The sequence below is a fragment of the Micromonospora sp. HB375 genome (genome assembly GCF_017872985.1).
GTDB classification, from domain to species: domain Bacteria; phylum Actinomycetota; class Actinomycetes; order Mycobacteriales; family Micromonosporaceae; genus Micromonospora; species Micromonospora chalcea.
In genome coordinates, this window is record NZ_JAGGJO010000001.1 from 1,949,288 (window position 1) to 1,973,049 (window position 23,762).

The following is a 23,762-nucleotide window of genomic DNA, read 5'->3' on the forward strand; positions in this document are numbered from 1 at the left end:
AGATCAGTCGTCGCCGGCGAGGTCGGCAAGCGTGATCGGCTGCATCAGCGTACGAGACGCATGTCCCTGAAGATCCACCGAACTCACCGGCCGTCCCGCTTCTCGGGCGGTGAGGCATGCTGTGGCGTAACCACATGTTCGCCCCTGGCACCAGCCCATGCCGGCGCGGGTCAACAGCTTCGTGCCCCGGGCATCGCTCGCGGACAGTTCACGCACCGCCTGCCGAACAGCGCCTGCCGACACCTCCTCGCACCGACAGACGAGCGTCTGGTCGTCACACAGGTCGGGCCAGAACGCCGGCACGGGATGAACCGCGTGCAGAGCCGCCGCGAAACGACGCAGTCGACGCCGGATCCGTAGCAGCCGGCTGCGCTCACCCGCACGCAGCGGCTCCGCACGACCGAGAGACCGGGCGATCGCGTCCCCGGCGAGGTGCCCTTCCACGAGCGCCAGCTTCGCCCCGCCGACGCCGGTCACCTCGCCCGCTGCATACACGCCCGGTACCGAGGTCGCTTGATCCGGCCCGATCCTCACCACGAGACTGCCGTCGCGGTCCATGAATGTCTCGCATCCCAGGGCGACAGCCACCTCCACCTGCGGGGTGAAGCCGAAGCCGACGGCGAGACCGTCGCAGCCGACGTGTCTCTCGCTGCCGGGCACCACCGAGCCCAGCGGGCTGATCGCCGCCACCGTCACCCCGGTCAGCTGCTCGTCGCCGTGCGCGGCCACCACAGCCGTACGCCGCCGATACGGCACCCGACGGCGCAGCATGCGCCAGCCGTACCGGCCTGCCTCGGTCAACTTGCTCGCTGCGCCGAGAACCGCACCGACATGCCGTGCGTACCGGACAGGGTCGTTCGCCTCGTACACGCCGACCACCGTGGCGCCGGCGTCGGCCAAGCCGGTCGCGACCGGCAACAGAAACGGTCCGGTACCCCCGACGACGACGCGTCGCGCGAACACCACCCCTTGACCCTTCAGCAGGGCCTGAGCTCCACCTGCGGTGACCACCCCCGGCAGATCCCAACCTGGAAAAGGGACAACCCGGTCATGAGCTCCGGTGGCGATGACGAGTCGCCGGCCGTACACGACCGTGGAGTGCGTGTGGACGGCGAACTGCGGACCGACGTCGTCCGGGCGAGACTCGACGAACCACAGTGCCGCGTCGGGGTGGTGATGGAGCTGGTCGAACCGTGCGCGCAGACCGGCGAAGACCGCCCAGTCCGTGTGGCTGTGGGCATCCGCTCCGGATCGGTGCCGCCAGTACTGTCCGCCGGGACGCGGCCCGGCATCCAGGACGGCCACCCGGCAGCCGGCATCGGCCGCCGTGACCGCCGCGGCCAGACCGGCCGGTCCTGCACCGATCACCACCAGGTCGTACGTGCTCATGTCCTCTCCCGCCGCTCGTCCTGAGGTTCGATCACGTCACCGCTGCGGGCGACCACCAGACAGGCCCGCTGCGACGGCACACCGTTGACCGTGACGAGACAGTCGAAGCACACGCCGATGCCGCAGAAGACCCCCCGGGGTCGCCCTTCGACGCGTGTGCTCCGCCAGGATCGGATCCCGGCGGCCAGAAGAGCCGCGGCTACGCTCTGCCGCCCGTCGTGAGGGATCGAGCGGCCGTCAAAGGTGAACATGGTGACGCTCCGGTGCGAACGGTCGTAGATCTACATGCGGGCGGCGGTCGGTCAGCAGTGCCGCGATGGCGTGCCCGGTCGCCGGGGCGAGGCCGATACCGGCGCCCTCGTGGCCGGTGGCATGGTAGAGCCCCGGCACGTTCTTGTCCGCGCCGATGATCGGCAGGTGGTCCGGACTGTACGGCCGGAAACCCCGGTAGGCGCGGATCGCGGAGACGCCGGCCAGGATCGGGAACAGGCGTATCGCAGCCGCTGCGAGCCCTCTGAGCGCCGGCAGAGACATGGCCGGGTCGAAGCCGACATGCTCCCGGCTGGACCCGATCAGGATCGTGCCGGCGCGAGTCCCCTCCACCACCGGGGAGATCTCCAGCCCAGCGGTGCTGCGCTCGACGTTCGCAACGTAGCCGGCGGCGTAGACCTTGTGCCGCACGAGCTCTGGCAGCGGCTGGGTGACCAGGACGAAGCCACGTCGAGGCAGGATCGGCAGTTCGACGCCCGCCAACGCGGCGACTCTGCCAGCCCATACGCCGGCGGCGTTCACCACCCTGGTCGCTGACAGCACGCCATGATCAGTCCGCACAGCTCGAATCCCCCCGGTGCCGTCCCGGAGCAGGCCGACGACGCAGGCGCCGGTCAGTACCGTTGCCCGGGCCGCACGGAGCAGGTGTGCGGCGGCGAGCATGGGCTGGACCTGCATGTCCTGGGGATAGTGCACCGCACCGACGAGATGGGGGGACAGGTGCGGCTCGTAGCCGGGCAACTCATGCGAGGCGACGGCGTGCGCCTCGATGCCCGCAGCACGCTGGCGGTCCGCGAACGCCGACAGCGTGTCGTGCTCTGTCGCCGAGGCCGCCACCACCAGTCCGCCCTTACGCTCCAGTTCGATCTGCGCATCGCCCACCGTCTCGCCCAGTTCGCGCCACAGCGCGACGGAATGAAGCGCCAGGCTGAGTTCCGGTCCGGGTGATTTGTCGGACAGGAGGATGTTGCCTTCGCCGGCCCCGGTGGTGCCGGACGCGACGCCCGCCCGGTCCACCACTGTCACCGTCAGGCCGGCCCGGGCGGCGTAGTAGGCGCAGGCGGCACCGGTCATCCCGGCGCCTATCACCACCACGTCGGCGCCGGCGTCGATCACGACGACACCCGGTGCATCCATGCCTCGATCTCGTCGGGACGTCGAGGTAGCCCGGAGGAGAGGACTCGACAGCCGTTGTCGGTGACGAGAACGTCCTCCTCGATCCGAATCCCGATTCCGCGCAGCTCAGCCGGAACCAACTCGTCGTCAGGCTGGAAGTAGAGGCCGGGCTCGACAGTGAGAACCTGGCCGGCAGCCAGCCGTCCGTGCAGGTAGCTGTCAGCGCGGGCAGCCGCGCAGTCGTGGACGTCCAGACCGAGCATGTGGCCTGATCCACACAGCGTCCACCGCCGGTAGAGCCCGGACTCCTCGGTCAAGGCGCGTTCCGGCGACACAGGCAGCACGCCCAGGTCGGCGAGGCCGTACGCCAGCACGGTCATCGCCGCCTGATGGAACGCACGCCAGTCGGCGCCCGGCTTGAGGCAGTCCAGAGCTGCGTCGTTCGCCTTCAGGCACAACTCGTAAAGATCGCGTTGCAGCGGACTGAACCGGCCGGACACCGGTAGAACACGAGTGATGTCTGCCGTGTAGAGCGACCTCGTCTCGGCACCGGCGTCGAGCAGCAGCAGGTCCCCGTCGCGGACCGCGCCGTCGTTGTCGATCCAGTGCAAGGTGGCGGCGTGCGCACCGGCGGCCACGATCGAGTGGTATCCGACGTCGTTGCCCTCCAGGCGGGCTCGCTGCCAGAACACCCCCTCCAGGTAACGCTCGGACGTACGCTTCGCCATCGGCAAGGCACGCACCATGTCCTCGAAACCGCGGGTGGTGATGGCTACCGCCTCTTCCAGCTGGCCGATCTCCCAGTCGTCCTTGACCAGCCGCATCTCATCCAGTACCGCGGCGAACTCCAGGTCGCCCGGCCCCGCGGCGTCGGCCGTCAGCCCATCCACGTGCACGTCGACTCCACGCAGCACGCGGGTCGGAACGCCCCGCCCGGACAGAACCGATTCCAGCTCGGCCAGATGACGGGTCGTCACAGCCAGCCGCCGACGGCTCTCTCCCAAGGTGGGCCGGCGTCCGGCCCACAGTTCCCCGTACATCCGGTCACGGAAGAACTCGGGCGTGCTCCGGTCGGATCGGGGGCGAAGATAGAGCATCTCCTCGCCGTCCGGCTCGATGACCAGGACCCCGTCTGAGGACTGGTCGCCGGTCAGCCAGACATAGGCAGAATGCGGGCGGAACCGATAGTGCTGGTCGTTGGAACGCCTCTTGAAGCTTCCGGCCGGGACGACGAGCCGTTCCCCGGAGAAACGGCCGTGCAGCTGTCTCCGGCGTGCCGCGGCCCAGCCGGCGACCTCGTCGACCTGTGTGACGTACTGCTCGCTGTCCGCCCACCCGGAGAGCATGAACTTCTCCAGCGCGGGGCTGACCGGCAGATCATGACTACCGGTGTGCAGGTCGACCCGTTTCATGCGGCCTCCTCGGCGGGGTTGGGTGGGGGAGTGCAGAGGGTGATGGTGCGCAACGAGGTGTAGAAGTCCAGTGCAGCTGTGCCCTGTTCTCGAGGGCCCTGGCTGGACGCCTTCTCCCCGCCGAACGGCGCATGGAAATCGACTCCGGTAGTGGGCGTGTTGACCCGGATGAGACCGGTGTCGACGGCCCGGACCACCTCGAACAACCGGCCGATGTCGCGGCCGTGGACGGACGTCACCAGCCCGTACCGAACATGGTTGACCAGAGCGGCCGCGGCGGGCAGGTCCGGCACGGTGAAGATGCTGGCCAGCGGGCCGAACGTCTCCTCGCACGCGACCGGATGGCCGGGGTCGACCGAATCGAGCAGCACCGGCGCCACATAGAGGCCGTCACCCGGGGACGTGAGACGGGTGAGAACCCGGCCTCCTGCCGCGCGGGCTGCCGCGACGCCGTCCAGAACTCGACGGCGCGCGGCGTCGGTGATGACGGGACCGACTGCGACGCCGGCATCGGCCGGGTCGCCGACGCGTAGCCCCGCCACCGCGGCCACCAGGGCTTCGGTGAGCGCGGTGGCATCGCCCACCACGATGATCCGCCGGGTCGCGGTGCACTTCTGGCCCGCATATCCCATGGCGGCACCTGCCAGCATCGTGGCAGTGGTGGCAGGGTCGGCGTCCGGCAGCACGACCGCGGCGTTCTGTCCGCCCATCTCCGCCTGAACCGGCAGCCCGGCGCGAACGGCGGCGGCGGCGACACCCCTGCCGACCGTCGCGGAGCCGGTGAAGGACACGACGTCAGCCGCTTCGACGACGGCCTGTCCGGTGTCCGCCCCTCCCGGCACGACATGGAGCAGATCGTCGGGCAGCAGCCCGTCGAACAGGCCCGCCACCAACTCGCCGCAAGCCAGCGCCTCGGGTGACGGCTTGAGCAGCACTCCGTTACCAGTGGCGAGGGCCGGTGCGGCCTTCCACAGGGGGATGGCCAGTGGAAAGTTCCACGGCGTGATCAGACCAGCCACGCCCCGCGGCCGACGTTCGGTGAACAGCAGTCCCGGCTGATTCGCCGGCAGCGTCGGCGCCAGCAGGTCGCCGATCGCCGCGAAGCAGGACTGTGCGTAGTAGTCGAGGATCGCAGCGGCCCGGCTGACCTCGGCGTTCGCCTCCACGACCGGCTTGCCCACCTCACGGACGATCAGGGCAGCCGCTTCACCGGCCCGAGCCCGCAGCCGGTCCGCCGCCCCGCTCAGGGCGGCGGCGCGGCCGGAGGGATCCCGACGGCGCCAGGCGTCCTGCGCGACACGGACCGAATCGGCGAGCTTCCGCACCCGATCAGGAGTGACCGGGGCACGCTCCGCGACGACATCGTCCGGCTTCTGAGGAGAACGGCTCTGAATGAGACTCACAACATGAATCCCGCCGGGAAAGGATCCTCGGGGTCGAGGAAGAACTGGGCGGTACCGGTAAGCCACGCCCGCCCGGTAACTGTCGGCACCACCGCTGGCCGACCGGCGACGGTGGTCGTATCGACCAGCCGACCGGAGAACCGGCTGCCGATGATGGACTCGTTGACGAATTCCTGTCCGAGGGGAAGCAACCCGCGGGCGTGCAGCTGCGCCATCCTCGCCGACGTGCCGGTGCCGCAAGGGGATCGGTCGAACCAGCCGGGATGGATGGCCATGGCGTGGCGTGACAACCGGGCGGTCGCCCCTTGCGCGGCCAGGTAGACGTGGTGGCATCCGGAGATGTGCGGCTGTTCGGGGTGCACGGGCCGGGCGGTGTCGTTCACGCCTCTCATGACACTGAGGCCCACCTCCAGCAGCCGTTGTTTGTCCGTGCGATCCAGTCGCAGGCCCAGCTCGGGCAGGTCGACGATCGCATAGAAGTTGCCGCCGAACGCGAGGTCGTAACGGACGTGGCCGTAGCCGGGGACGTCGACCAGCGCGTCCTGTTCCACCAGGAAGGAAGGAACGTTCTGGATGGTGACAGCGGTGGCGCGACCCTGCTCGACCTTGACAGACGCCACCACCAGTCCGGCCGGCGTATCGAGGCGGATCGTGGTCACCGGCTCGGTGACCGGCACCATCCCGGTCTCTGCCAGTACGGTAGCCACACCGATCGCACCGTGTCCGCACATCGGCAGGCACCCCGACACCTCGATGAAGACCACACCGACATCGGCGTCCGGGCGGGTGGGCGGCTGGAGGATCGCACCCGACATGGCGGAGTGCCCGCGCGGCTCGTACATCAGAAACGTGCGCAGGTCATCGCGGTGGTTCGTCAGGTACTCCCGACGTTGCGCCATGGTGTCGCCCGGCAGGAGCGGCGCGCCTCCGGTCACCACCCGGGTGGGCATTCCCTCCGTGTGGGAGTCGACGACGTGAATGAGGCGGCTACTGCGCATCAGCGGTGCCCTGCCGCGAGCAGCCGTTCGGTCGTGGTGCGGATGACCGCGGCGTCGGTGGAGGCCAGTGGCTGGCGCGGCTGGCGCGTGAAGCCGCCGGGACGACCGGCTACATCCATGGAAAGCTTGATCGCCTGAACGAACTCAGTGCGCGAATCCCAACGGAGCAGCGGATGCAGTGCCCGGTAGAGGAGGACGGCCGTCCTGAGATCACCCGCCGTCGCGGCCTCGTAAAGGCGAACGCAGCTTGCCGGAATGGCGTTCTGGTAACCGCCAATCCATCCCACTGCGCCCGCGATCAGGAATTCGAGCGCGACGTCGTCCGCGCCGGCGAGGATGTCGAGACCAGGCGCCGTCTCGGCGATCTGGTACGCCCGGCGGACGTCGCCGCTGAACTCCTTGACCGCGACGATCAAACCTTCGTCGTGTAGACGCCGCAGCAGGTCGGGTGTCAGGTCCACCCTCGTGTCCATCGGATTGTTGTAGGCGACGATCGGTAGACCTGCCTTCGCCACCTCCCGGTAGTGGGCCAGCACTGCTGCCTCGTCAGCGCGGTACGCCGTCGGTGGCAGCAACATGACGGCCGGGCAGCCTTCCTCCGCAGCCTGCTCGGCCCAGCGCCGTGCCTCGTCGGCACCGTAGGCCGAGACGCCTGGTACGACGGCGAACCCATCAGGGGCGGCTTGCACCGCCGTTCGCACCACCGAAGCCCGTTCCTCGCTGCTGAGCGCCTGGTATTCACCGAGGGAACCGTTGGGGACAACGCCATGGCAGCCGTTGTCAGCGAGCCACCCGACATGTGCAGCGTAAGCACCGAAATCGATGCCCTGGTCGGCGTGGAACCGTAGAGCGGTCGCTACGAGAACCCCACGCCACGGCGCCATTTCCATGCGGCCTCCATCAGTAATATGTTACATAGCACCATAGTGGCTGCGCCCGCCCCGTCAAGAGGTGAATCGGCCCGGCCCTGGCGCGTTCGAGGTCAGTCGATGACGTGCTGAGGGCGTGACCGCATGCGATGACGGGCCGGCTGCTGCCGGCGAGCACAGTAGGTGTGGCCCCGAGGTGCCATGCTGGCGGCCGGGGGCGGCAGCCAGCATGGCGGACGTGCTAACAGAGCACGGTGGTCCTAGTCTTCACGACGGGCCGCCCAGATGCCCCGGACGTGCCGCAAGTGGTGTCGCATCAGGCCGACCACGGCCTCACGGTCACCCCCGGCGATGAGCTCGATCAACTCGAGATGCTCGTTCGCGGAGTCGACCAGACCTCCACTCTCCACCAGTGCGTCGAGACCGTACAAACGGGTGTGATTGCGCAGGTCGGCAACCGTCTCGACCAGCCGTTGATTCCCGGCGGCACGCAACAGTGTCAGGTGGAAGGCGTTGTCCGATTCGATGTACGCCACCAGGTCCCCACGTCCCGCAGCAGAAACGATGTTGTCCGCCAACCTCCGCAGTTCCCGCACCTGCGGTTCCGACAGTCTGCCCGTCTGGTCGGCCACCACCGGAATCTCGAGAAGCTCCCGAATCTGAGTGATCTCGTCCAGATCCCGCTCGCTGAGGGCCTTGACGCGGAATCCCTTGTTCTTGACGATCGAGACCAAGCCCTCCTTGGCCAGGTCGAGGATCGCTTCGCGAACCGGCGTGGGCGAGACGCCGAAGCGTCCGGCCAGCATCGGGACGGAGTAGGTCGAATCCGGCCTCAAGCTGCCAGCCACGATAGCCGCGCGCAGGGCGTGCGCTACGTCCTCGCGTAGGCTCTGCCGACTCTGAAGCGGGTTCAGGTCCAGCGTGGATGCGGCAGCGCTCGCATCGCCAGCCCGCTGGTTGCCTTTCACAGTTGCATCCGCTCCGGTCCCGTCGAGCCAACCCTGAGAACAAGGCCGCCCCCCCGGGGCCCGCCCTTCATCCCTGCTGACGGCGGCCCTGTCCCTCAGTGCCACTGTCAACCACCGCGCCGATTTCGGAGCCTACCCAGTGGGTATCGTCTCGACATCTACCGGGCGGCGGCCGGTGGGTCGCAGCCTGCTGGCGTCCCCCTCGGGCTTGCCGTGCCCGCGGGGCCGGGAGTGGGAACGGCTCAGTTTCGCTCCTGGCTGTGGCGGCCTGAACCGAGGCGGGCCGGCTCTGGTCGTACCCCGCGCCCGGCCCAGCAGACATGACCAGGAGGCCGTCGCAGGCGGGACCTGCTGGCCGACCTCGCCCTCGGGCTCGTCCGCGCAGACCGGCCAGTTCCCGGACGAAATGGCCGGGAACTCGCCCTGCTTCGGAGGCCGCCACGCCGTCTCCGTCCGGCTGACGGCGCGGGCCGCGGCGGAGCCGATGCCCGCGACCGTACGCTCCAGTGCATCGACCGACAGCGTCGGCGTGGTGAGGGCGATCGGGATCAGCTGGTCAGGTCGGCCCATTGGAAGCCGTTACGCAAGGGTTGTCCGCCGATGTGCGTTGCGGGGATGGGGGATCTGGTTGGCGAGGGCGTACTCCTGCGGGAAGCGGCAGCGGTAGTAGGCGTCGCCGTGGTTGTACTGGCCCTGCATGCGACGGTCGCAGGCGGCGCAGTAGATGAGGCCGCGGAAGACGTACGGGTTGCGGGTTCCAGCACATGATGCCCGGTGTGGGCCATGGCCACGTCGTCGACGACCCGGGTCACACCGTTCATTCGACGGACCCGGCCCTGACGAAGCGGTCAGTGGCCAGACCCGGCACCGGTCAGCCCGCACCGAGACCGTCAACCGGCGCGGCGGGCCAGGCCTCCCATCTTTACCGCGGTGAACACCGCGGCGGCCAGCGCCACGTCGGAGAGCAGCATCAGCCCGATGGCGTAGGAGCCCTGCGACCCGTACACCCAGCCCATGACCAGAGGTGGCACGAACCCGCCGAGCCCGCCGGCGGCCCCGACCAGCCCGGTGACCGCGCCCACCTGGTCGGCGGGGGCGACCTTGCCGACCAAGGCGAACACCGCGCCGCTGGCTGCGCCGAGCAGCACCGCCATGCCGAGCAGCGCGACCGTGGCGACCGGCATCAGGGCCGGCTGGAAGGCCTGCACGACGGCGAACCCGGCCACCCCGGCGAAGCACCACACCAGCACCGGCACGGGGTGCAGCCGGTCGGAGAGCCAGCCGCCCGCCGGGCGGGCCAGCACGGCGAGCACGACGAACCCGGCGGTCCGGAGCGCACCGTCCGCGGCATTGAGCCCGTAGGCGGTGCGCAGGTACGCCGGCAGGTACACGCTGAAGGCCACGAACCCGCCGAACCCGACCGCGTACAGGAAGCACAGCTGCCAGGTGACGGTCAGCCGGGCGACGCCGGCGAGCCGCTGCCAGGCCGACCCGGTGGGCCGGGCCGGGCCCGGCGCGTCGCGCAGCAGCAAGAACGACAGCACCGCGTACGCCGCCAGGATCGCCGCGACCAGCAGGAACGGGGCCCGCTCCCCGTAGGTGTCGGCCAGCCGGACGGTGGTGAAGTTGGCGATCGCGGTGCCACCCATGCCGACACCGAACACGCCGATGGCGAAGCCGCGCCGGGCCGGCGGATACCAGCCGGACACCAGCGGGACGCCGACGGCGAAGGCGGTGCCGCCGATGCCGAGGAAGAAGCCGGTCACGATCAGCGCCGGGTAGGAGGAGACCGTGGTGAGGGTCAGCACCGGCACGATGGTGGCGACGGTGACCAGCGGGAAGACTACCCGGGCCCCGTACCGGTCGGTGAGCGCGCCGACCGGGATGCGGCCCAGCGAGCCCACGATCACCGGCACCGCGACGAGCAGGGACTGCGCGGCGAAGCCGAGCCCCAGCCGTTCCTTGATGCCGGGGCCCAGCGGACCGAGCAGGGCCCATGCCCAGAAGTTCACCAGGAAGCCGAGGGTGGCCACGGCTAGCTGGAGGGCGGCGCCGGAGGTGGCCTCGGGACGCCCGACCGGGGCGGTGGACCCGGCTTGGTCACGGATGCTGGTCATCGTTCAACTCCGTCAGGATCGTCGTGCTGCTGTCGCGGCGTCAAAGGGGAATGCGGCGGTCCGCTTCACCGGTACGAGCCTCGCTCGAGCCAACCCACCCCGGCAGGGCCGGAAGACCCGGCCAGGAGGACGTCCCCACCTGTCACGGCAGGGTGAGCAGACCGACCGGGGTGCCGGGACGCCAACCGGGCGGCACCACGGCCAGCGCGTCGGCGTCCGCCGCCGCGCCCAGGTATCCCGGGTGCGCCCCGTCGACCAGCCGCACGCCCCGCGCGCCGCGCCGGACCGGCACGATCCGGGTGTTCCGCTCGTCGAGGCGCAACGGATCGGTGAGGACGGCGGTGTCCAGATCGGCCGGCGGCCGTCCGGCCAGCCCGGTGAGCAGCGGGTCGATCAGGGTGAGCGCGGCGACCAGCGCCGCGTACGGGTTGCCCGGCAGGCCGACGATCCACTGGGCCCCGGCCTGGGCCAGGACCTGTGGGTGCCCGGGCCGGCACCGCACCCCGTCCACGTGCGCCACGGCCCCGAGGTGCCGCAGCGACGCGTGCAGCCCGTCCGCCGGGCCGACGGAGGACGCCCCGCAGACGACCGTCACGTCTGCCTCTCGCGTGCTGTCCGCGATCGCCTCGGCGAACCAGTCGGGCTGGTCGCCGATCATTCGAGGACCCAGGAGGTCCGCTCCCCAGGCGGACAGCAGCGGGGTCAGCATCGGGCCGATCGCGTCCCGGACCCTGCCCCACGGGGGACGGCCGGCGTGGATCACCTCGTCGCCGCTGATCACCAGGCGGGCCCGGGGTCGGGCCCGGACGGTGAGGTGGTCGAGGCCGACGCTCGCGGCCAGCCCCAGCACCGCCGGCGTGACCGGCGAACCCGTCGGCACCAGTTCCTGACCGCGGGCGGCGTACTCGCCCGCGCTCCGGATGTGCCGACGGTCGCCCGGCACCGCCCGCAGGACGTCACCGATCCGGTCGGCGATCTCGTAGGGCACGACCCGGTCCGCCCGGGCCGGGACGGGAGCGCCGGTGGCCACCTCTACGGCGGTCCCCTCGACCAGGGGCGCGACGGCGTGGGTGCGTCCGGCCAGGATCCGGCCGACCACCCGCCACGGGCCCGGACCGCGCACCGCGTATCCGTCCATCGCGGAGTTGTCGAACCCGGGCAGCGGGACCGCCGCGACCAGTGGCGCCGCGAGGGTCCGGCCGGCGGCGGAGGCCAGCGGTACCGACTCCGCGGGCAGGGGAGCGGGGAGCCGGTGGGCCAGCGCCCGCGCCGCGGCCCACTCCGTCGCGGGTCGGGACGAATGGTGACTGTCGGTGTGGTGCGGTGCGATGGTCACCGGTGGTTCCTCCCTGCCGGGACGTCGGGCTGCCGTCCGCCCGGAGGCAGCCGGTGGTGGTCTCCGGGCGGTCGAGGCGGCGGTGGTCACCGGCGCGAGCGGGTCCGACCGCCGCGCGGGGTGGGCAGCCGGGGCGGCCCCTCCCATCCGGGGCGGGTCGGCCGCAGTCCGGGCCGGTCGTCGCGGCTGCGATAGACGACGTAGGGGCGGGTGGCATAGCCGACCGGGGCGCTGAACGCATGGACGAGGCGGGTGAACGGCCAGAACGCGAAGAGCGCGAAGGCGGCCAGGATGTGGATCTGGAAGCCCACCGGGACGTCGGCCATGATCCCCGGATCCGGGCGGAGGTAGAACAGCGACCGGAACCACGGGGAGATGGTCTCCCGGTAGTCGTAGCCGGGGCCAGCGACGTTGGCCCGCACCGTGGCCCAGAGGCCCAGCACGATCACCCCCGCCAGCACCACGTACATCGCCTTGTCGTTGCGGGTGGTGGCGGCGAAGACCGGCCCGGTCAACCGGCGGCGGGCGATCAGGATGCCCAGCCCGATCAGGGTGCAGAAGCCGGCTACCGTGCCGATGAACACGGCCATGAGGTGGTAGGTGTGCTCGGTGACGCCGACCGCCTCGGTCCAGGACTTCGGGACCAACAGGCCACCGATGTGTCCGATCAGGACCATGAGTACTCCGAAGTGGAACAGTGGGCTGCCCCACCGCAGGATGCTGCTCTCGTAGAGCTGGGAGGATCGGGTCGTCCAGCCGAACTTGTCGTAGCGGTGGCGCCAGATCAGGCCGCCGACGAGGATCGCGATCGACAGGTACGGGTACACCACCCACAGCAGGATGTTCATCGGCGTCCTCCAGTCGTGTCGACCAGTCCGAATGGTTCGAGTCCGACCTGCTCCACCGGCGGCCCGATGCGGGCCAGCCGGGCGGCGGCGGCGATGTCCCCGGGCTGGGCGGGCGGCAGCATCTCCCGGACGGCGGCGACGGCCTGCCGGTACACCGACTTCTCCCGCGCCAGCGCCTCGACCAGCAGGTCGAGGCCGACGCGGTTCTCCCGCAGCAGCCGCCACCCGTCCTCGTCGGCGGCGGCCAGGTCGAGGACAGCGGGCAGGAAGTCGGGCAGCTCGCCGTCGACGACGGTCAGTCCGGCCGCCTTGTACGCGGCGGCGAAGTCGACCAGCGCCTCACCCCGGCGACGGGTGTCGCCGCAGGTGTAGTAGGTCAGGTGCAGGCAGCAGCGGCGCCGGAAGTCGAACACCTCCACGTAGGCGGTCCGCAGGTCGACCGGCGCGGCGACTTCCCGGTGGGCGACCACCTCGCGCAGCGGCCGGGCGACCTCGGCCGGCAGGCCGGCGAGCGCGGCCCGCACGGTGGGCAGCGCGGCGAGGACTTCCTCTTCGGGATAGCGCAGCAGCAGGGACGCCGCGCGGGCGGCCACCGCCCGCCAGGTCGGCTGGCTCACCGGTTACCTCCGTCGACGGGTGCGGATTCGTGGCTGCGGGGCGGGAAGAGGCCCTTCGGGCTGCCCTTGCCGTCCCAGTTGAGCAGGTTGACCCGGCGGGGTTCGTCGCCCGGATCGGTGAAGCCCTCCGCGGTCTGCCGGTCGCGCAGCATGTGGAAGGTCTCCACCTGGACCGGCACCGGCGTGCCGGAGGACTCCCCGAAGGGCCCCTGGCCGTACGGGCCGCCGCCGCCCATCCCGGGGCCGCCCTCGTAATCGAGGCTGCACTCGGTGGCGATCTTCTCCAGCCGGTGCGCGTCCTCGGCGTGCGCGGCGGGGATGACGTACCGCTGCTCGTACTTGGCGATGGCGAGCAGCCGGTACATCTCGTCCATCTCCGCGCCGGTCATGCCGACCGCGGCGGCGATGGACTCGTCGCGCTCCTCGCCCAGGTTGATCCGGCGCTGGTAGGCGCGCATCGCGGCGAGCCGGTTCAGCACCCCGCGCACCGGCTCCGGGTCGCCGGCCGTGAAGAGCTCGGCGAGGTACTCCACCGGGATCCGCAGCGCGTCGATGGCCCCGAAGAGGTTGCCGGCCTCCTCCGCGTCGTGGCCGGTCTCGCGCAGCACGTCGGCCACCGGCGACAGCGGCGGGATATACCAGACCATCGGCATGGTCCGGTACTCCGGGTGCAGCGGCAGCGCCACCTCGTAGCGCATGATCAGGTCCCAGATCGGCGAGCGCTGCGCGGAGTCGATCCAGTCGTCCGGGATGCCGGCCTCGCGGGCGGCGTCGACCACGGCCGGGTCGTGCGGGTCGAGGAAGACCGACCGCTGCGCGTCGTACAGGTCGTGTTCGTCGGCGATGGCGGCGGCCTCGGCGACGCGGTCGGCGTCGTAGAGCATCAGCCCGAGGTAGCGCAGCCGCCCCACGCAGGTCTCGGAGCAGATGGTGGGCTGGCCGATCTCGATGCGCGGGAAGCAGAAGGTGCACTTCTCGGCCTTGCCGGTGCGGTGGTTGAAGTAGACCTTCTTGTAGGGGCAGCCGGTCACGCACATCCGCCAGCCCCGGCAGCGGTCCTGGTCGACCAGCACGATGCCGTCCTCGGCCCGCTTGTAGATCGCCCCCGACGGGCAGGAGGCAGCGCAGGACGGGTTGAGGCAGTGCTCACAGATGCGCGGCAGGAAGAACATGAAGGTCTTCTCGAACTCCTGCTTCACCTGGCCGGAGACCTTCGCCAGCACCGGGTCACCGGCGGCGATCTCGTTGCCGCCGGCGAGCGAGTCGTCCCAGTTGGCGCTCCAGGTGATCTTCGTATCCTGGCCGGTGAGCAGCGACTTCGGCCGGGCCACCGGGGTGTCCTCGCCGACCGGCGCGTTGATCAGGTGCTCGTAGTCGTACGTCCACGGCTCGTAGTAGTCCTGCATGGATGGCAGCTTCGGGTTGGCGAAGATGCTGAACATCTTCTTCACCCGGCCACCGGAGCGTGGCTTGAGCTTGCCGGAGCGGGTCCGCACCCAGCCGCCCTGCCAGCGCTCCTGGTTCTCGTAGGTGCGCGGGTAGCCCTGCCCGGGGCGGGTCTCCACGTTGTTGAACCAGACGTACTCGACGCCGGAGCGGTTGGTCCACGCCTGCTTGCAGGTGACCGAGCAGGTGTGGCAGCCGATGCACTTGTCGAGGTTCATCACCATCGCCATCTGTGCCATGACCCGCATCAGTACTGCACCTCCTGGGAACGGCGGCGGATCACGGTGACCTCGTCGCGTTGGTTGCCGGTCGGGCCGAGGTAGTTGAACGCGAAGGACAGCTGCGCGTACCCGCCGATGAGGTGGGTGGGCTTGACCAGCAGCCGGGTCAGCGAGTTGTGGATGCCGCCGCGCCGGCCGTTGGTCTCCGACTTGGGCACGTCGATCACCCGTTCCTGGGCGTGGTACATGTAGACCGTGCCCTCGGGCATCTTGTGCGTCACCACGGCCCGGCAGACCACCACGCCGTTGCGGTTGACCGCCTCGATCCACTCGTTGTCCCGGACGCCGATCTTCGCCGCGTCGGCCTCGCTTATCCACATCGTCGGTCCGCCCCGGGACAGCGTGAGCATGATCAGGTTGTCCTGGTACTCGGAGTGGATGGACCATTTCGAGTGCGGGGTGAGGTAGCGGACGGTGATCTCCAGCTCCCCGTTGCGGCCGAGTCGCGGTTCGCCGAAGAGCTTGTGCATGTCCAACGGCGGCCGGAAGATCGGCAGCGCCTCGCCGGCCTCGTGCATCCAGTCGTGGTCGAGGAAGAAGTGCTGCCGGCCGGTGAGCGTGTGCCAGGGCTTGAGCCGCTCGGTGTTGATGGTGAACGGGGAGTAGCGGCGGCCGCCGTGCTCGCTGCCCGACCACTCCGGGCTGGTGATCACCGGCACCGGGCGGGACTGGGTGTCGGCGAAGGTGATCTGCTTGCCCTCGTGCTCGGCCGCCAGGTCCGCCAGGCGTACCCCGGTGCGCTTCTCCACGTCCCGGAAGCCCGCGGTGGCGACCCGCCCGTTGGTGGTGCCCGACAGCGCCAGGATCGCCTCGCAGGCGTGCGTGTCCTTCGCCAGCGACGGCCGCCCGTCCGCGGCGCCGCCGCGCACCTCACCGTTCTTGCGGCGCAGATACTCGACCTCCGGCCGCACGTCGACCGAGAAGCCCTTGCCGGTGGTGCCGAGGGTGTCCATCAGCGGCCCGAGCGCGGCCATCTTGTCGGCGATCGCGCCGTAGTCCCGCTCGACCACCACCAGTTTCGGCATGGTCCGGCCCGGCACCGGGGTCTCCCCGGTCGCCGCCCAGTCGCGGACCCGGCCGTGCGGGGTCGCCATCGCGTCCGGGGTGTCGTGCAGCAGCGGCGCCGCGACCAGGTCCTTGCGTACGCCCAGCCGCGGCCCGGCGAGAGTGGAGAACGCCTTCGCGATGCCGTGGAAGGCGTCGAAGTCGGTCCGGGTCTGCCACGGCGGGTTGATCGCCGGGGTGAAGGCGTGCACGAACGGGTGCATGTCGGTACTGCTCAAGTCGTGCTTCTCGTACCAGGTGGCAGCGGGCAGCACGATGTCGGAGAAGAGCGTCGTGGAGGTCATCCGGAAGTCCAGGCTCAGCAGCAGGTCGAGCTTGCCCTCCGGGGCCTCCTCCCGCCAGGTCACGTCCTTGGGCCGCAACTCCTCCGGCGCCTCCTCGGCGCGCAGGTTCGCGTCGGTGCCGAGCAGGTGCCGCAGGAAGTACTCATTGCCCTTGGCCGACGAGCCGAGCAGGTTGGCCCGCCATACGGTCAGCACCCGTGGCCAGTTCTCCGGCGCGTCCGGGTCGGTGCAGGCGAACGTCACGTCGCCCTCGCCGAGCCGCTCGGCCACCCAGCCCGCCGGGTCGTCCGGCCGGGCGGCGAGGGCCTCGTCGGCCAGGTCGAGCGGGCTGCGGTCGAAGGTGGGCATCGACGGCATCCACCCCGAGCGGGCCGACTGGGCCAGCAGGTCCATGGTGTGCTTGCCGGCGAACGCGCCGGTACCGGTGGGGGAGGAGACCACATCGGCGGAGTAGGTGTCGTAGCGCCACTGGTCGGTGTGCACGTACCAGAAGGCGGTGCCGATCATCTGCCGGGGCGGGCGGACCCAGTCCAGGCCGAACGCGAGCTGCGCCCAGCCGGTCGCCGGGCGGCACTTCTCCTGCCCCACGTAGTGCGCCCAACCGCCGCCGTTGACCCCCTGGCAGCCGGTGAGGGTGACCAGCGCCAGAATCGCCCGGTAGGTGGCGTCGGAGTGGAACCAGTGGTTCGTGCCGGCGCCGAGCAGGATCATCGACCGTCCGCCGGAGCGGTCCGCGTTGTCGGCGAACTCCCGCGCCACCCGGGCCACCTGCGCCGCCGGCACGCCGGTGACCGGCTCCTGCCACGCCGGCGTGTACGGCGCCTCGACGTCGTCGTACCCGGTCGGCCACTGGCCCGGCAGGCCGTCGCGGCCCACCCCGTACTGGGCCAGCACCAGGTCGAAGACGCTGGTCACCAACTGGCCCCGCACCGTGCGGGTCGGCACGCCCCGGCGCAGCGTCTGCGGGGTGTCGGTGTCGAACCGAGGCAGCTCCACCTCCACCGCGTCGCCCGCCCCGAGGCAGGTCAGCGCCGGCTCCAGGTCGCCCAGGTCCAGGTTCCACTGGCCCTGCTGCTCGCCCCAACGGTGGCCGAGGCTGCCCCGCGGCACGGCGGGAGCGTCGGTGGCCGAGTCCCAGAGCACCGTCCGGAAGGCCGCCTCCTTGTCCGTCTCGCCCAGGTCGTCGGCGGTGAGGAACTTGCCCGGCCGGTACGCCCCGTCGGCACCCGGCTCCAGGGTGACCAGGAACGGCAGGTCGGTGAACCTGCGGACGTAGTCGACGAAGCGCGGGGTGCGCTGGTCGACGAAGAACTCCTTGAGGATGACGTGCCCCATCGCCATCGCCAGGGCGCCGTCGGTGCCCGGCTGGGCGGGCATCCACTCGTCGGCGAACTTGACGTTGTCGGCGAAGTCGGGGCTGACCACCACGACCTTCTGCCCCCGGTAGCGCGCCTCGGCCATCCAGTGTGCGTCCGGCGTGCGGGTCACCGGGACGTTGGAGCCCCACATGACGAAGTAGGAGGCGTCCCACCAGTCCCCGGACTCGGGCACGTCGGTCTGGTCGCCGAAGACCTGCGGGGAGGCCACCGGCAGGTCGGCGTACCAGTCGTAGAACGACAGCATCGAGCCGCCGAGCAGGGACAGGAACCGGGCGCCGACGGCGTGCGACACCATCGACATGGCCGGGATGGGGGAGAAGCCGGCGACCCGGTCCGGGCCGTACTCGGCGATCGCGTGCACGTGCGCGGCGGCGACCATCTCCTGGGCCTCGTCCCAGGTGATCCGCACCAGGCCGCCCTTGCCGCGGGCCTTCTGGTAGCGGCGGCGTCGTTCCGGGTCGGCCTGGATGTCCGCCCACGCGGCCACCGGATCACCGAGGCGGCCCCTGGCCTCCCGGTACATCTCCACCAGCACGCCCCGCGCGTACGGGTAGCGGACCCGGGTGGGGGAGTAGGTGTACCAGGAGAAGGCGGCACCCCGGGGGCAGCCCCGAGGCTCGTACTCAGGCCGGTCCGGTCCGACGCTCGGGTAGTCGGTCTGCTGCTGCTCCCAGGTGATGATGCCGTCCTTGACGTACACCTTCCAGGAGCACGAGCCGGTGCAGTTCACTCCGTGTGTGGAGCGCACCACCTTGTCGTAGGACCAGCGATCCCGGTAGAAGGCGTCCGCCTCCCGGCCGCCGATCTGGTGCAATGTCCTGCGGTCGGCGGAGACCTCGGCCCGGCGTACCAGGCCGCCCACCGCCAGCAGCGCCCGCCCCGCACTATCGGTGGCTCGCGACATACGCCTCATTCCTTCGATAGATGGCCGTACTGCCCCACGTTCTCGACAGATGCGCCGGAGTGCAACCCCGAGCGAGGGCGTAATGGCCATGGTGCCGACGTACAACCTCGGGAAACCGGGCCGAAGGTCCCGAGATCATCGGCTTTGAATCTGCGGGTTCGCGGCGGGACTTCGGGCCCGGTCGGGCGGTCACCGGCAGGGCACGGAGCGGGGCCCGGCCGTCTCGGCGTCACCGTCCGGGACGCCCACCCTCACCCGCGAGGCGCTCGCCGGGCAGGTCCGGGACCGGGGGCCACTGTGGAGCGTGTTCTTCCTGGTGCCGGTCGGGTGGGGCGCCGCGCTGGGCGGCCTCGACGCGGGCAGACCGAGGACGTGCTCGACGCCCTCTACGACCTCCGCGAGACCGTGCCGGTCAAGACCACCGAGGCGCACCGCCGGTAGCCGCGGGGCGGCGTCGGCAGCGGCCGGCATCCGGGCCGGCTCACCCGGCCGCCGCCTCCGCCGGGGTGATCCGGTCCCAGGCCGGGATCGGCAGCGCGATCACCGCGGCCGGGAAGAGACCGTGCTCCTCGTTGTCGATGTGCCGGTGGAGCCGGTCCAGGGCGGCCAGCACCGCGGGCCAGTCCGGGGCGGCCCGGTCGACGCCGCCGAGCACGCCGTGGATGTCGTCGTGCTCCGCGCAGAGCTTCGCCACCGCCTCGGCCAGGCTGCCCTCGGCCCGCAGCTCCTCGAAGAGGCCGTCCTCCTCGGTGGCGGTGTGCGGCATCAGCAGCGCCAGCAGCGCGTCCAGCGCCACCAGAGCGTCCGGGCCGCCGGCCCGCACCGCGCCGCGCAGCAGGCCGGCCGCGTTCGCGATCGCCTCGTGCTCGGCCGAGAGCCGGCCGATCAGCGGGAACTCCCGACAGCCGCAGTAGTTGCACACTTCGTCTCCTGACCACGAGGGTGGGCGACTCCATCGTGCGTACCGGCAACCTCCGTCAGCAGGGCCGGACGGCCCGGTACGCCGGGACGGCGGGCCCTGACCCCCGCCGCCCTGGCACCGACAGACTGCTCAGACCGTCAACGGCCGGCGGGAGAGCCGGATCTGCCACACGTCCGGCCCGTCCTGCAGCCACTCGCTGGTCATGCCGTCGCCGTAGCGGGCTGCGACCTCGGCCAGCAGCGGGCGGGGTGCGTGCGGGGCGACCAGCACCAGCGCTCCACCGGCCGGCAGCGCCTCCAGCGCCGCCTGCACCCGCGCGTGGCGCTGGTCGTGCGGGAGCTGCCGGACGTCCAGCCGGGGATCGATGGTCAGGGTCGGTGCCGCCGCGTCGGCCGGTGCCCGGTCACCACCGCAGCCGCAGCCACCCCCGCCGCAACCGCCGCCTTTCGAGCCTTCCGAGGAGCCGAGCAGATCATGCATCCCCTCCAGCAACTTCGCCAGCGAGACGTCGGCCGCGTCCACCAGCAGCGGGACGACCAGGTCGTTCTCCTTGGCCAGGTGGACGGCGAGGAGCGCGGCGAGGGCGCGCGCGGTGCCGGCGAGGCGTACCGGCCGGTTGCCGGTCTCCAGCTCGGCGACCAGGCCGGTGATCGCCTGGTGCTCGTCGAGCATGCCCCGGACCAGCAGCTCACCCTCGGCCCGCTCACCGGCGGCGGCGTAGAGGGATTCCTCCTCGGCGTGCGCGTGCGGCAGCAGTTCGTCGCGGAGCCATCGGAGCAGTTCGTCGCGGTGCCGGAGCGCCCCGGCGGCGTCACCCTGGTCGGCCGCGGTCAGCAGGTTTCCGACGTGCCGGTCGAGGTCGGCGGCGAGCTGGGCGTGGTGCCGGACGACGGCCTGCGCGGCCTCGTGGTCGGCCGGGGAGCGTGAGGCGGACATGGAGCCCTCCAGGGTTTTGCGGGTGAACGACGTTGTAACGTTATCTAACGTGGAAACCCCGAGAACAGGGCCGGCCGGCGAGACCATCGACCCGCAACGCCACCGGGCCCTCGGCACCGCCAGCCGGGCCTCGATCCTGGAGTTCGTGCGCGCCGCCGGCGTCGGCATGACGATCGCCGAGGTGGGGGAACGGACGGGCCTGCACCTGTCCACCGCCCGCGCCCACCTCGACCGCCTGGTCGACGCCGGACTGTTGGTCAAGGCGCGGGCCAGTGGGGGCCAGCCCGGACGGCCGGCGTGGCGCTACCGGGCCGTCGCGGAGGCCCCGGCCCCCGCGCCCTACCGGGCACTCGCCGCCGCCCTGCTCGACCACCTGTCGCGGCGTGGCCACGGAGACGTCCGGGCGGAGGCCACCCGCGCCGGCCAGGCCTGGGGACGCCACCTCGCCGCCGCCACCCCGCCCGGCAGGGAGCCCGTCGAGACGCTGCTCGACGTCCTGCGCGGGCTGGGCTTCAATCCCCGCCGACACCGGACGGCCGACGGGGCGACCGAGATCCACCTGCACACCTGTCCCTTCCTGGAACTGGTCAACCGCAACCCCGACGCGATCTGCGCCCTGCACGTCGGCGTGGTCCGCGGCACGCTCGAACACGCCGGTGCCTCACCGGCCGGCGCCGTGCTCGAACCCTTCGGCGCACCCGACGCCTGCGTGGTGCGGCTGGCCCTGCCGAACATCACCGAAGAGCCGGCATGAACCCACGGCCGGTCGCCGTACGATGGCGTCTCCCCGTCCTCGCCGCGGGCGGCTTCGCCCTGGTGAGCGGTCTCTACGCCGCCCTGCTGCTGCTCGGCCTGCCGATGCCCGCGCCTCACGTCCCACTGGAGCAGGTGCACGGCCCGCTGATGGTGCTGGGCTTCGTCGGCACCCTGGTGGCGCTGGAACGCGCGGTGGCCCTCGGCACCCGGTGGGCCCTGCTCGCACCCGCCTGCTCCGGCGCCGGGGCGGTGCTGCTGGTGCTGACCGGGCCGAGCCTGCCCGGCCGGCTGCTGCTCATGCTCGCCTCGGTGCTGCTGCTGCTGATCTACCAGCGGCTGTGGTGGCGGCAGCCCGGCCCGGCGCTGCTGGCCCAGGTCACCGGCGCGCTGAGCTGGTACGCCGCTACCCTGCTCTGGCTCGCCGGCCTCAGCGTGCCGGAGATCGTGCCCTGGCTGGCCACCTTCGTGGTGGCCACCATCGCCGGGGAGCGTCTGGAACTCGCTCACCTCACGCTGCCCCGGCACGGCGTCGGCTGGTTCCTCGCCGCCCTCGGCACGCTGACCGCCGGCGCCACCGCCGCCGCGCTCTGGCCGGCCGTCGGGGCGTACCTCTTCGGGGTCGGCCTGCTCGCGACGGTGGCCTGGCTGGTGGTCTGCGACGTCGCCCGCCGCACGGTGCGCGCCGTCGGCCTCCCCCGCTACGTCGCGGTCGGCCTGCTCACCGGGTACGCCTGGCTGGCGCTGGCCGGCCTGCTGTGGGCCGGCGCCGGGCCGGTCACCGGCGGCTCCCGTTACGACGCCACCCTGCACCTGGTCTTCCTGGGCTTCACCATGTCGATGATCTTCGCGCACGCTCCAGTGATCCTGCCGGCTGTGCTTCGCCGCCCACTGCCCTACGGACCGTGGCTGTACGCCCCGCTCGCCCTGCTGCACACCACCCTGACGATCCGGGTCCTGGTCGGCGACGTGCTCGGCGTGCCGGCCGGGTGGCGCTGGGGCGGCGTCGGCAACGTCCTGGCGGTGCTCGGTTTCGTCGGCGGAGTGGTGGCCGCGTTGGTCCGCGCCGCCCGGCGGCGGACCCGGACGGCGGTCGTCCCGCCGGTCGTGCCGGCGGTGCGGTGATGGCCGGCACCCGCGGCGACTCCGCCCCGACCGCGCCCTCGGGCCCGAGGCCCGGGCCGACCGTCTCGGCAGTCGCGTCGGCCGGTCCCGCCGCCCCGGCCCCCGGCCCGGTGACCGCTCCGGCCGTGGCGGCGGGCCTTCGGCGGGCCGGCTGGCACCGCCGGGTCGCTGCGCTGCCGTTGGCCTACCTGGCCGGGCTGGTCGTGCTCGCCTTCGTCCATCCGTTCCTCCCCGCGTGGCACTGGACGGCCATCCACCTGCTGCTGCTCGGTGCGGTCAGCAACGCCGTCGTGGTGTGGAGCGCCCACTTCGCCGCCGCCGTGCTGCGTGCTCCCGCCCCGGACCGCCGCCGCGCCGAGGCGGCCCGGCTGGCCGCGCTCAACGTGGGCGTCCTGGCGGTCCTGACCGGCGGCACGGCCGACCGCCCCTGGCTGGGCGTGGCGGGCGCCACGCTGGTCTTCGTCGCGGTGACCGCCCACCTCGTCGCGCTCACCCGCCGGCTGCGCCGCGCCCTGCCGGCCCGGTTCTCCGTCACGGTCCGCTACTACCTGGCGGCGACCGTGGCCCTGCTCGCCGGCGTGCCGGTCGGCGCCGGGATGCTGGTGATCGACGACCCGCTGCGCCCCCGGCTGCTGCTGTTCCACGCCCACGTGAACCTGCTCGGTTGGGTGACGCTGACCGTCCTCGGGACACTGCTGACACTCTGGCCCACCGTGCTGCGTACCCGGATGGCCGACGGTGCGGTCCGAGCCGCCACCGTCGCGCTGCCGGTGGCGACGACCGGACTGGTCCTGCTGGGCGTCGGCCTGCTCGCCTGGTGGCGGCTCGTCACCGCGGCCGGGCTGAGCCTGTTCGCCCTCGGCGCGCTGGTCGCCCTGCGCCCCGCGCTGGCCGTCGCGCGCACTCGCCCCCCGTACGCGTTCGCGTCCTGGTCGCTCGCCGCGGCCGGCGGCTGGCTGATGGTCGCTCTCGCTGTGGACGCCGCGACGCTGCTGCCCGCTGCGGACCCGGCCGGCGCGGCCGACCGCTTCGGTGCGGTGCTGCTCCCGCTGCTGGTCGGCTTCGTCGCCCAGGTCCTCGTCGGAGCCCTGACCCACCTGCTGCCCGTGGTGCTCGGCGGCGGACCCGCGCCGGTGCGCCGCCGCGCCGCGCTGCTGGAGCGGCACGGCCCGCAGCGCGTCGCGATGACCAACGCCGCCCTGCTGGTCCTCGTCCTGCCCACCCCGCCGTTCGTCCGCATCACCACCTCACTGCTGATCCTCGCCGCGCTGGTGCAGTTCCTCGTGCCGGCCGTGCGGGTCCTGCTCACCGCCCGGAGGTAACC

The 23,762-nt window shown here is 71.7% G+C and carries 20 protein-coding genes and 1 pseudogene; 4 read left to right on the forward strand and 17 right to left on the reverse strand.

Translation table 11 applies throughout. The features are described 5' to 3' along the window. Positions 1-3: 3 nt before the first annotated feature. From J3R08_RS09210 to J3R08_RS09275, 15 genes are all read right to left on the reverse strand, one after another. Positions 4-1,389: an NAD(P)/FAD-dependent oxidoreductase gene (locus J3R08_RS09210; protein WP_209960717.1), complete on the reverse strand. Its 1,386-nt coding sequence runs from the start codon at positions 1,387-1,389 to the stop codon at positions 4-6. Further along, positions 1,386-1,640 carry a (2Fe-2S)-binding protein gene (locus tag J3R08_RS09215; RefSeq protein ID WP_073827198.1) on the reverse strand — a complete coding sequence of 85 codons (255 nt, stop codon included), beginning with the start codon at positions 1,638-1,640 and terminating at the stop codon, positions 1,386-1,388. The genes J3R08_RS09210 and J3R08_RS09215 overlap by 4 nt, the downstream gene beginning before the upstream one ends. Further along, entirely contained in the window at positions 1,627-2,796 is a 1,170-nt protein-coding gene (locus J3R08_RS09220) for an FAD-binding oxidoreductase (protein ID WP_245254700.1), read from the reverse strand. The genes J3R08_RS09215 and J3R08_RS09220 overlap by 14 nt, the downstream gene beginning before the upstream one ends. Beyond that, the gene (locus J3R08_RS09225; protein WP_043325422.1) at positions 2,772-4,187 is read right to left on the reverse strand and encodes an aminopeptidase P family protein; all 1,416 of its coding nucleotides are present in this window, start codon (positions 4,185-4,187) and stop codon (positions 2,772-2,774) included. The genes J3R08_RS09220 and J3R08_RS09225 overlap by 25 nt, the downstream gene beginning before the upstream one ends. Continuing rightward, the gene (locus J3R08_RS09230) at positions 4,184-5,590 is read right to left on the reverse strand and encodes an aldehyde dehydrogenase (RefSeq protein ID WP_073827200.1); all 1,407 of its coding nucleotides are present in this window, start codon (positions 5,588-5,590) and stop codon (positions 4,184-4,186) included. Before J3R08_RS09230 ends, J3R08_RS09225 begins: the two co-directional genes overlap by 4 nt. Next, positions 5,587-6,588: a proline racemase family protein gene (locus J3R08_RS09235; protein WP_209960719.1), complete on the reverse strand. Its 1,002-nt coding sequence runs from the start codon at positions 6,586-6,588 to the stop codon at positions 5,587-5,589. The genes J3R08_RS09230 and J3R08_RS09235 overlap by 4 nt, the downstream gene beginning before the upstream one ends. Next, positions 6,588-7,478: a dihydrodipicolinate synthase family protein gene (locus tag J3R08_RS09240; protein ID WP_209960720.1), complete on the reverse strand. Its 891-nt coding sequence runs from the start codon at positions 7,476-7,478 to the stop codon at positions 6,588-6,590. The genes J3R08_RS09235 and J3R08_RS09240 overlap by 1 nt, the downstream gene beginning before the upstream one ends. A gap of 239 nt (positions 7,479-7,717) precedes the next feature. After that, entirely contained in the window at positions 7,718-8,425 is a 708-nt protein-coding gene (locus J3R08_RS09245) for a GntR family transcriptional regulator (protein ID WP_083664649.1), read from the reverse strand. Between the two features lie 579 nt (positions 8,426-9,004). Then, complete coding sequence (locus J3R08_RS32825) at positions 9,005-9,307, reverse strand: zinc ribbon domain-containing protein (protein ID WP_348531783.1); 303 nt, start codon at positions 9,305-9,307, stop codon at positions 9,005-9,007. An 8-nt stretch (positions 9,308-9,315) separates the two neighbouring features. Further along, on the reverse strand, positions 9,316-10,542 hold the full coding sequence (locus tag J3R08_RS09250; RefSeq protein WP_245254702.1) for a nitrate/nitrite transporter: 1,227 nt from the start codon (positions 10,540-10,542) through the stop codon (positions 9,316-9,318). 142 nt (positions 10,543-10,684) lie between these two features. Then, a complete protein-coding gene (locus J3R08_RS09255; RefSeq protein WP_280841876.1) occupies positions 10,685-11,878 on the reverse strand; it encodes a molybdopterin molybdotransferase MoeA in 1,194 nt (397 codons plus the stop codon). 86 nt (positions 11,879-11,964) lie between these two features. Continuing rightward, on the reverse strand, positions 11,965-12,726 hold the full coding sequence (gene narI, locus J3R08_RS09260; RefSeq protein WP_135240896.1) for a respiratory nitrate reductase subunit gamma: 762 nt from the start codon (positions 12,724-12,726) through the stop codon (positions 11,965-11,967). Next, positions 12,723-13,343, reverse strand: a complete 621-nt coding sequence (gene narJ / locus J3R08_RS09265; protein WP_209960722.1) for a nitrate reductase molybdenum cofactor assembly chaperone — start codon at positions 13,341-13,343, stop codon at positions 12,723-12,725. The genes narI and narJ overlap by 4 nt, the downstream gene beginning before the upstream one ends. Continuing rightward, positions 13,340-15,037: a nitrate reductase subunit beta gene (gene narH, locus J3R08_RS09270; protein WP_209960724.1), complete on the reverse strand. Its 1,698-nt coding sequence runs from the start codon at positions 15,035-15,037 to the stop codon at positions 13,340-13,342. Before narH ends, narJ begins: the two co-directional genes overlap by 4 nt. Next, positions 15,037-18,702 carry a nitrate reductase subunit alpha gene (locus J3R08_RS09275; RefSeq protein ID WP_209960725.1) on the reverse strand — a complete coding sequence of 1,222 codons (3,666 nt, stop codon included), beginning with the start codon at positions 18,700-18,702 and terminating at the stop codon, positions 15,037-15,039. The genes narH and J3R08_RS09275 overlap by 1 nt, the downstream gene beginning before the upstream one ends. Before the next feature lie 193 nt (positions 18,703-18,895). Here J3R08_RS09275 and J3R08_RS09280 point away from each other — a divergent pair. Then, positions 18,896-19,134, forward strand: a pseudogene (locus tag J3R08_RS09280) (radical SAM/SPASM domain-containing protein); the annotation flags it as partial. Between the two features lie 49 nt (positions 19,135-19,183). On the opposite strand, the gene J3R08_RS09285 reads toward J3R08_RS09280, so the two are convergent. Further along, positions 19,184-19,624, reverse strand: coding sequence for a hemerythrin domain-containing protein (locus J3R08_RS09285; RefSeq protein ID WP_064447300.1), 441 nt, complete (start codon positions 19,622-19,624; stop codon positions 19,184-19,186). Between the two features lie 129 nt (positions 19,625-19,753). Then, entirely contained in the window at positions 19,754-20,560 is an 807-nt protein-coding gene (locus J3R08_RS09290) for a DUF2249 domain-containing protein (protein ID WP_209960726.1), read from the reverse strand. Between J3R08_RS09290 and J3R08_RS09295 the strand changes: the two genes are divergently transcribed. From J3R08_RS09295 to J3R08_RS09305, 3 genes are read left to right on the forward strand one after another with little or no spacing between them, the layout of a single operon-like run. Beyond that, positions 20,559-21,314 (forward strand): helix-turn-helix domain-containing protein, encoded by a 756-nt coding sequence (locus tag J3R08_RS09295; RefSeq protein WP_245254704.1) that lies wholly within the window; start codon positions 20,559-20,561, stop codon positions 21,312-21,314. The two genes, J3R08_RS09290 and J3R08_RS09295, sit on opposite strands and share 2 nt — an antisense overlap. Beyond that, positions 21,311-22,438 (forward strand): hypothetical protein, encoded by a 1,128-nt coding sequence (locus J3R08_RS09300; protein ID WP_209960727.1) that lies wholly within the window; start codon positions 21,311-21,313, stop codon positions 22,436-22,438. Before J3R08_RS09295 ends, J3R08_RS09300 begins: the two co-directional genes overlap by 4 nt. Next, on the forward strand, positions 22,438-23,760 hold the full coding sequence (locus J3R08_RS09305; protein WP_209960728.1) for a hypothetical protein: 1,323 nt from the start codon (positions 22,438-22,440) through the stop codon (positions 23,758-23,760). Before J3R08_RS09300 ends, J3R08_RS09305 begins: the two co-directional genes overlap by 1 nt. Positions 23,761-23,762: the final 2 nt, after the last annotated feature.

Bases quoted from the DNA above. Each gene is read 5' to 3' on its own strand.
- J3R08_RS09210 (WP_209960717.1), bottom strand. From the start codon at position 1,389: ATGAGCACGTACGACCTGGTGGTGATCGGTGCAGGACCGGCCGGTCTG.
- J3R08_RS09215 (WP_073827198.1), bottom strand. From the start codon at position 1,640: ATGTTCACCTTTGACGGCCGCTCGATCCCTCACGACGGGCGGCAGAGC.
- J3R08_RS09220 (WP_245254700.1), bottom strand. From the start codon at position 2,796: ATGGATGCACCGGGTGTCGTCGTGATCGACGCCGGCGCCGACGTGGTG.
- J3R08_RS09225 (WP_043325422.1), bottom strand. From the start codon at position 4,187: ATGAAACGGGTCGACCTGCACACCGGTAGTCATGATCTGCCGGTCAGC.
- J3R08_RS09235 (WP_209960719.1), bottom strand. From the start codon at position 6,588: ATGCGCAGTAGCCGCCTCATTCACGTCGTCGACTCCCACACGGAGGGA.
- J3R08_RS09240 (WP_209960720.1), bottom strand. From the start codon at position 7,478: ATGGAAATGGCGCCGTGGCGTGGGGTTCTCGTAGCGACCGCTCTACGG.
- J3R08_RS09250 (WP_245254702.1), bottom strand. From the start codon at position 10,542: ATGACCAGCATCCGTGACCAAGCCGGGTCCACCGCCCCGGTCGGGCGT.
- narI (WP_135240896.1), bottom strand. From the start codon at position 12,726: ATGAACATCCTGCTGTGGGTGGTGTACCCGTACCTGTCGATCGCGATC.
- narH (WP_209960724.1), bottom strand. From the start codon at position 15,037: ATGCGGGTCATGGCACAGATGGCGATGGTGATGAACCTCGACAAGTGC.
- J3R08_RS09275 (WP_209960725.1), bottom strand. From the start codon at position 18,702: ATGTCGCGAGCCACCGATAGTGCGGGGCGGGCGCTGCTGGCGGTGGGC.
- J3R08_RS09295 (WP_245254704.1), top strand. From the start codon at position 20,559: ATGGAGCCCTCCAGGGTTTTGCGGGTGAACGACGTTGTAACGTTATCT.
- J3R08_RS09290 (WP_209960726.1), bottom strand. From the start codon at position 20,560: ATGTCCGCCTCACGCTCCCCGGCCGACCACGAGGCCGCGCAGGCCGTC.
- J3R08_RS09300 (WP_209960727.1), top strand. From the start codon at position 21,311: ATGAACCCACGGCCGGTCGCCGTACGATGGCGTCTCCCCGTCCTCGCC.
- J3R08_RS09305 (WP_209960728.1), top strand. From the start codon at position 22,438: ATGGCCGGCACCCGCGGCGACTCCGCCCCGACCGCGCCCTCGGGCCCG.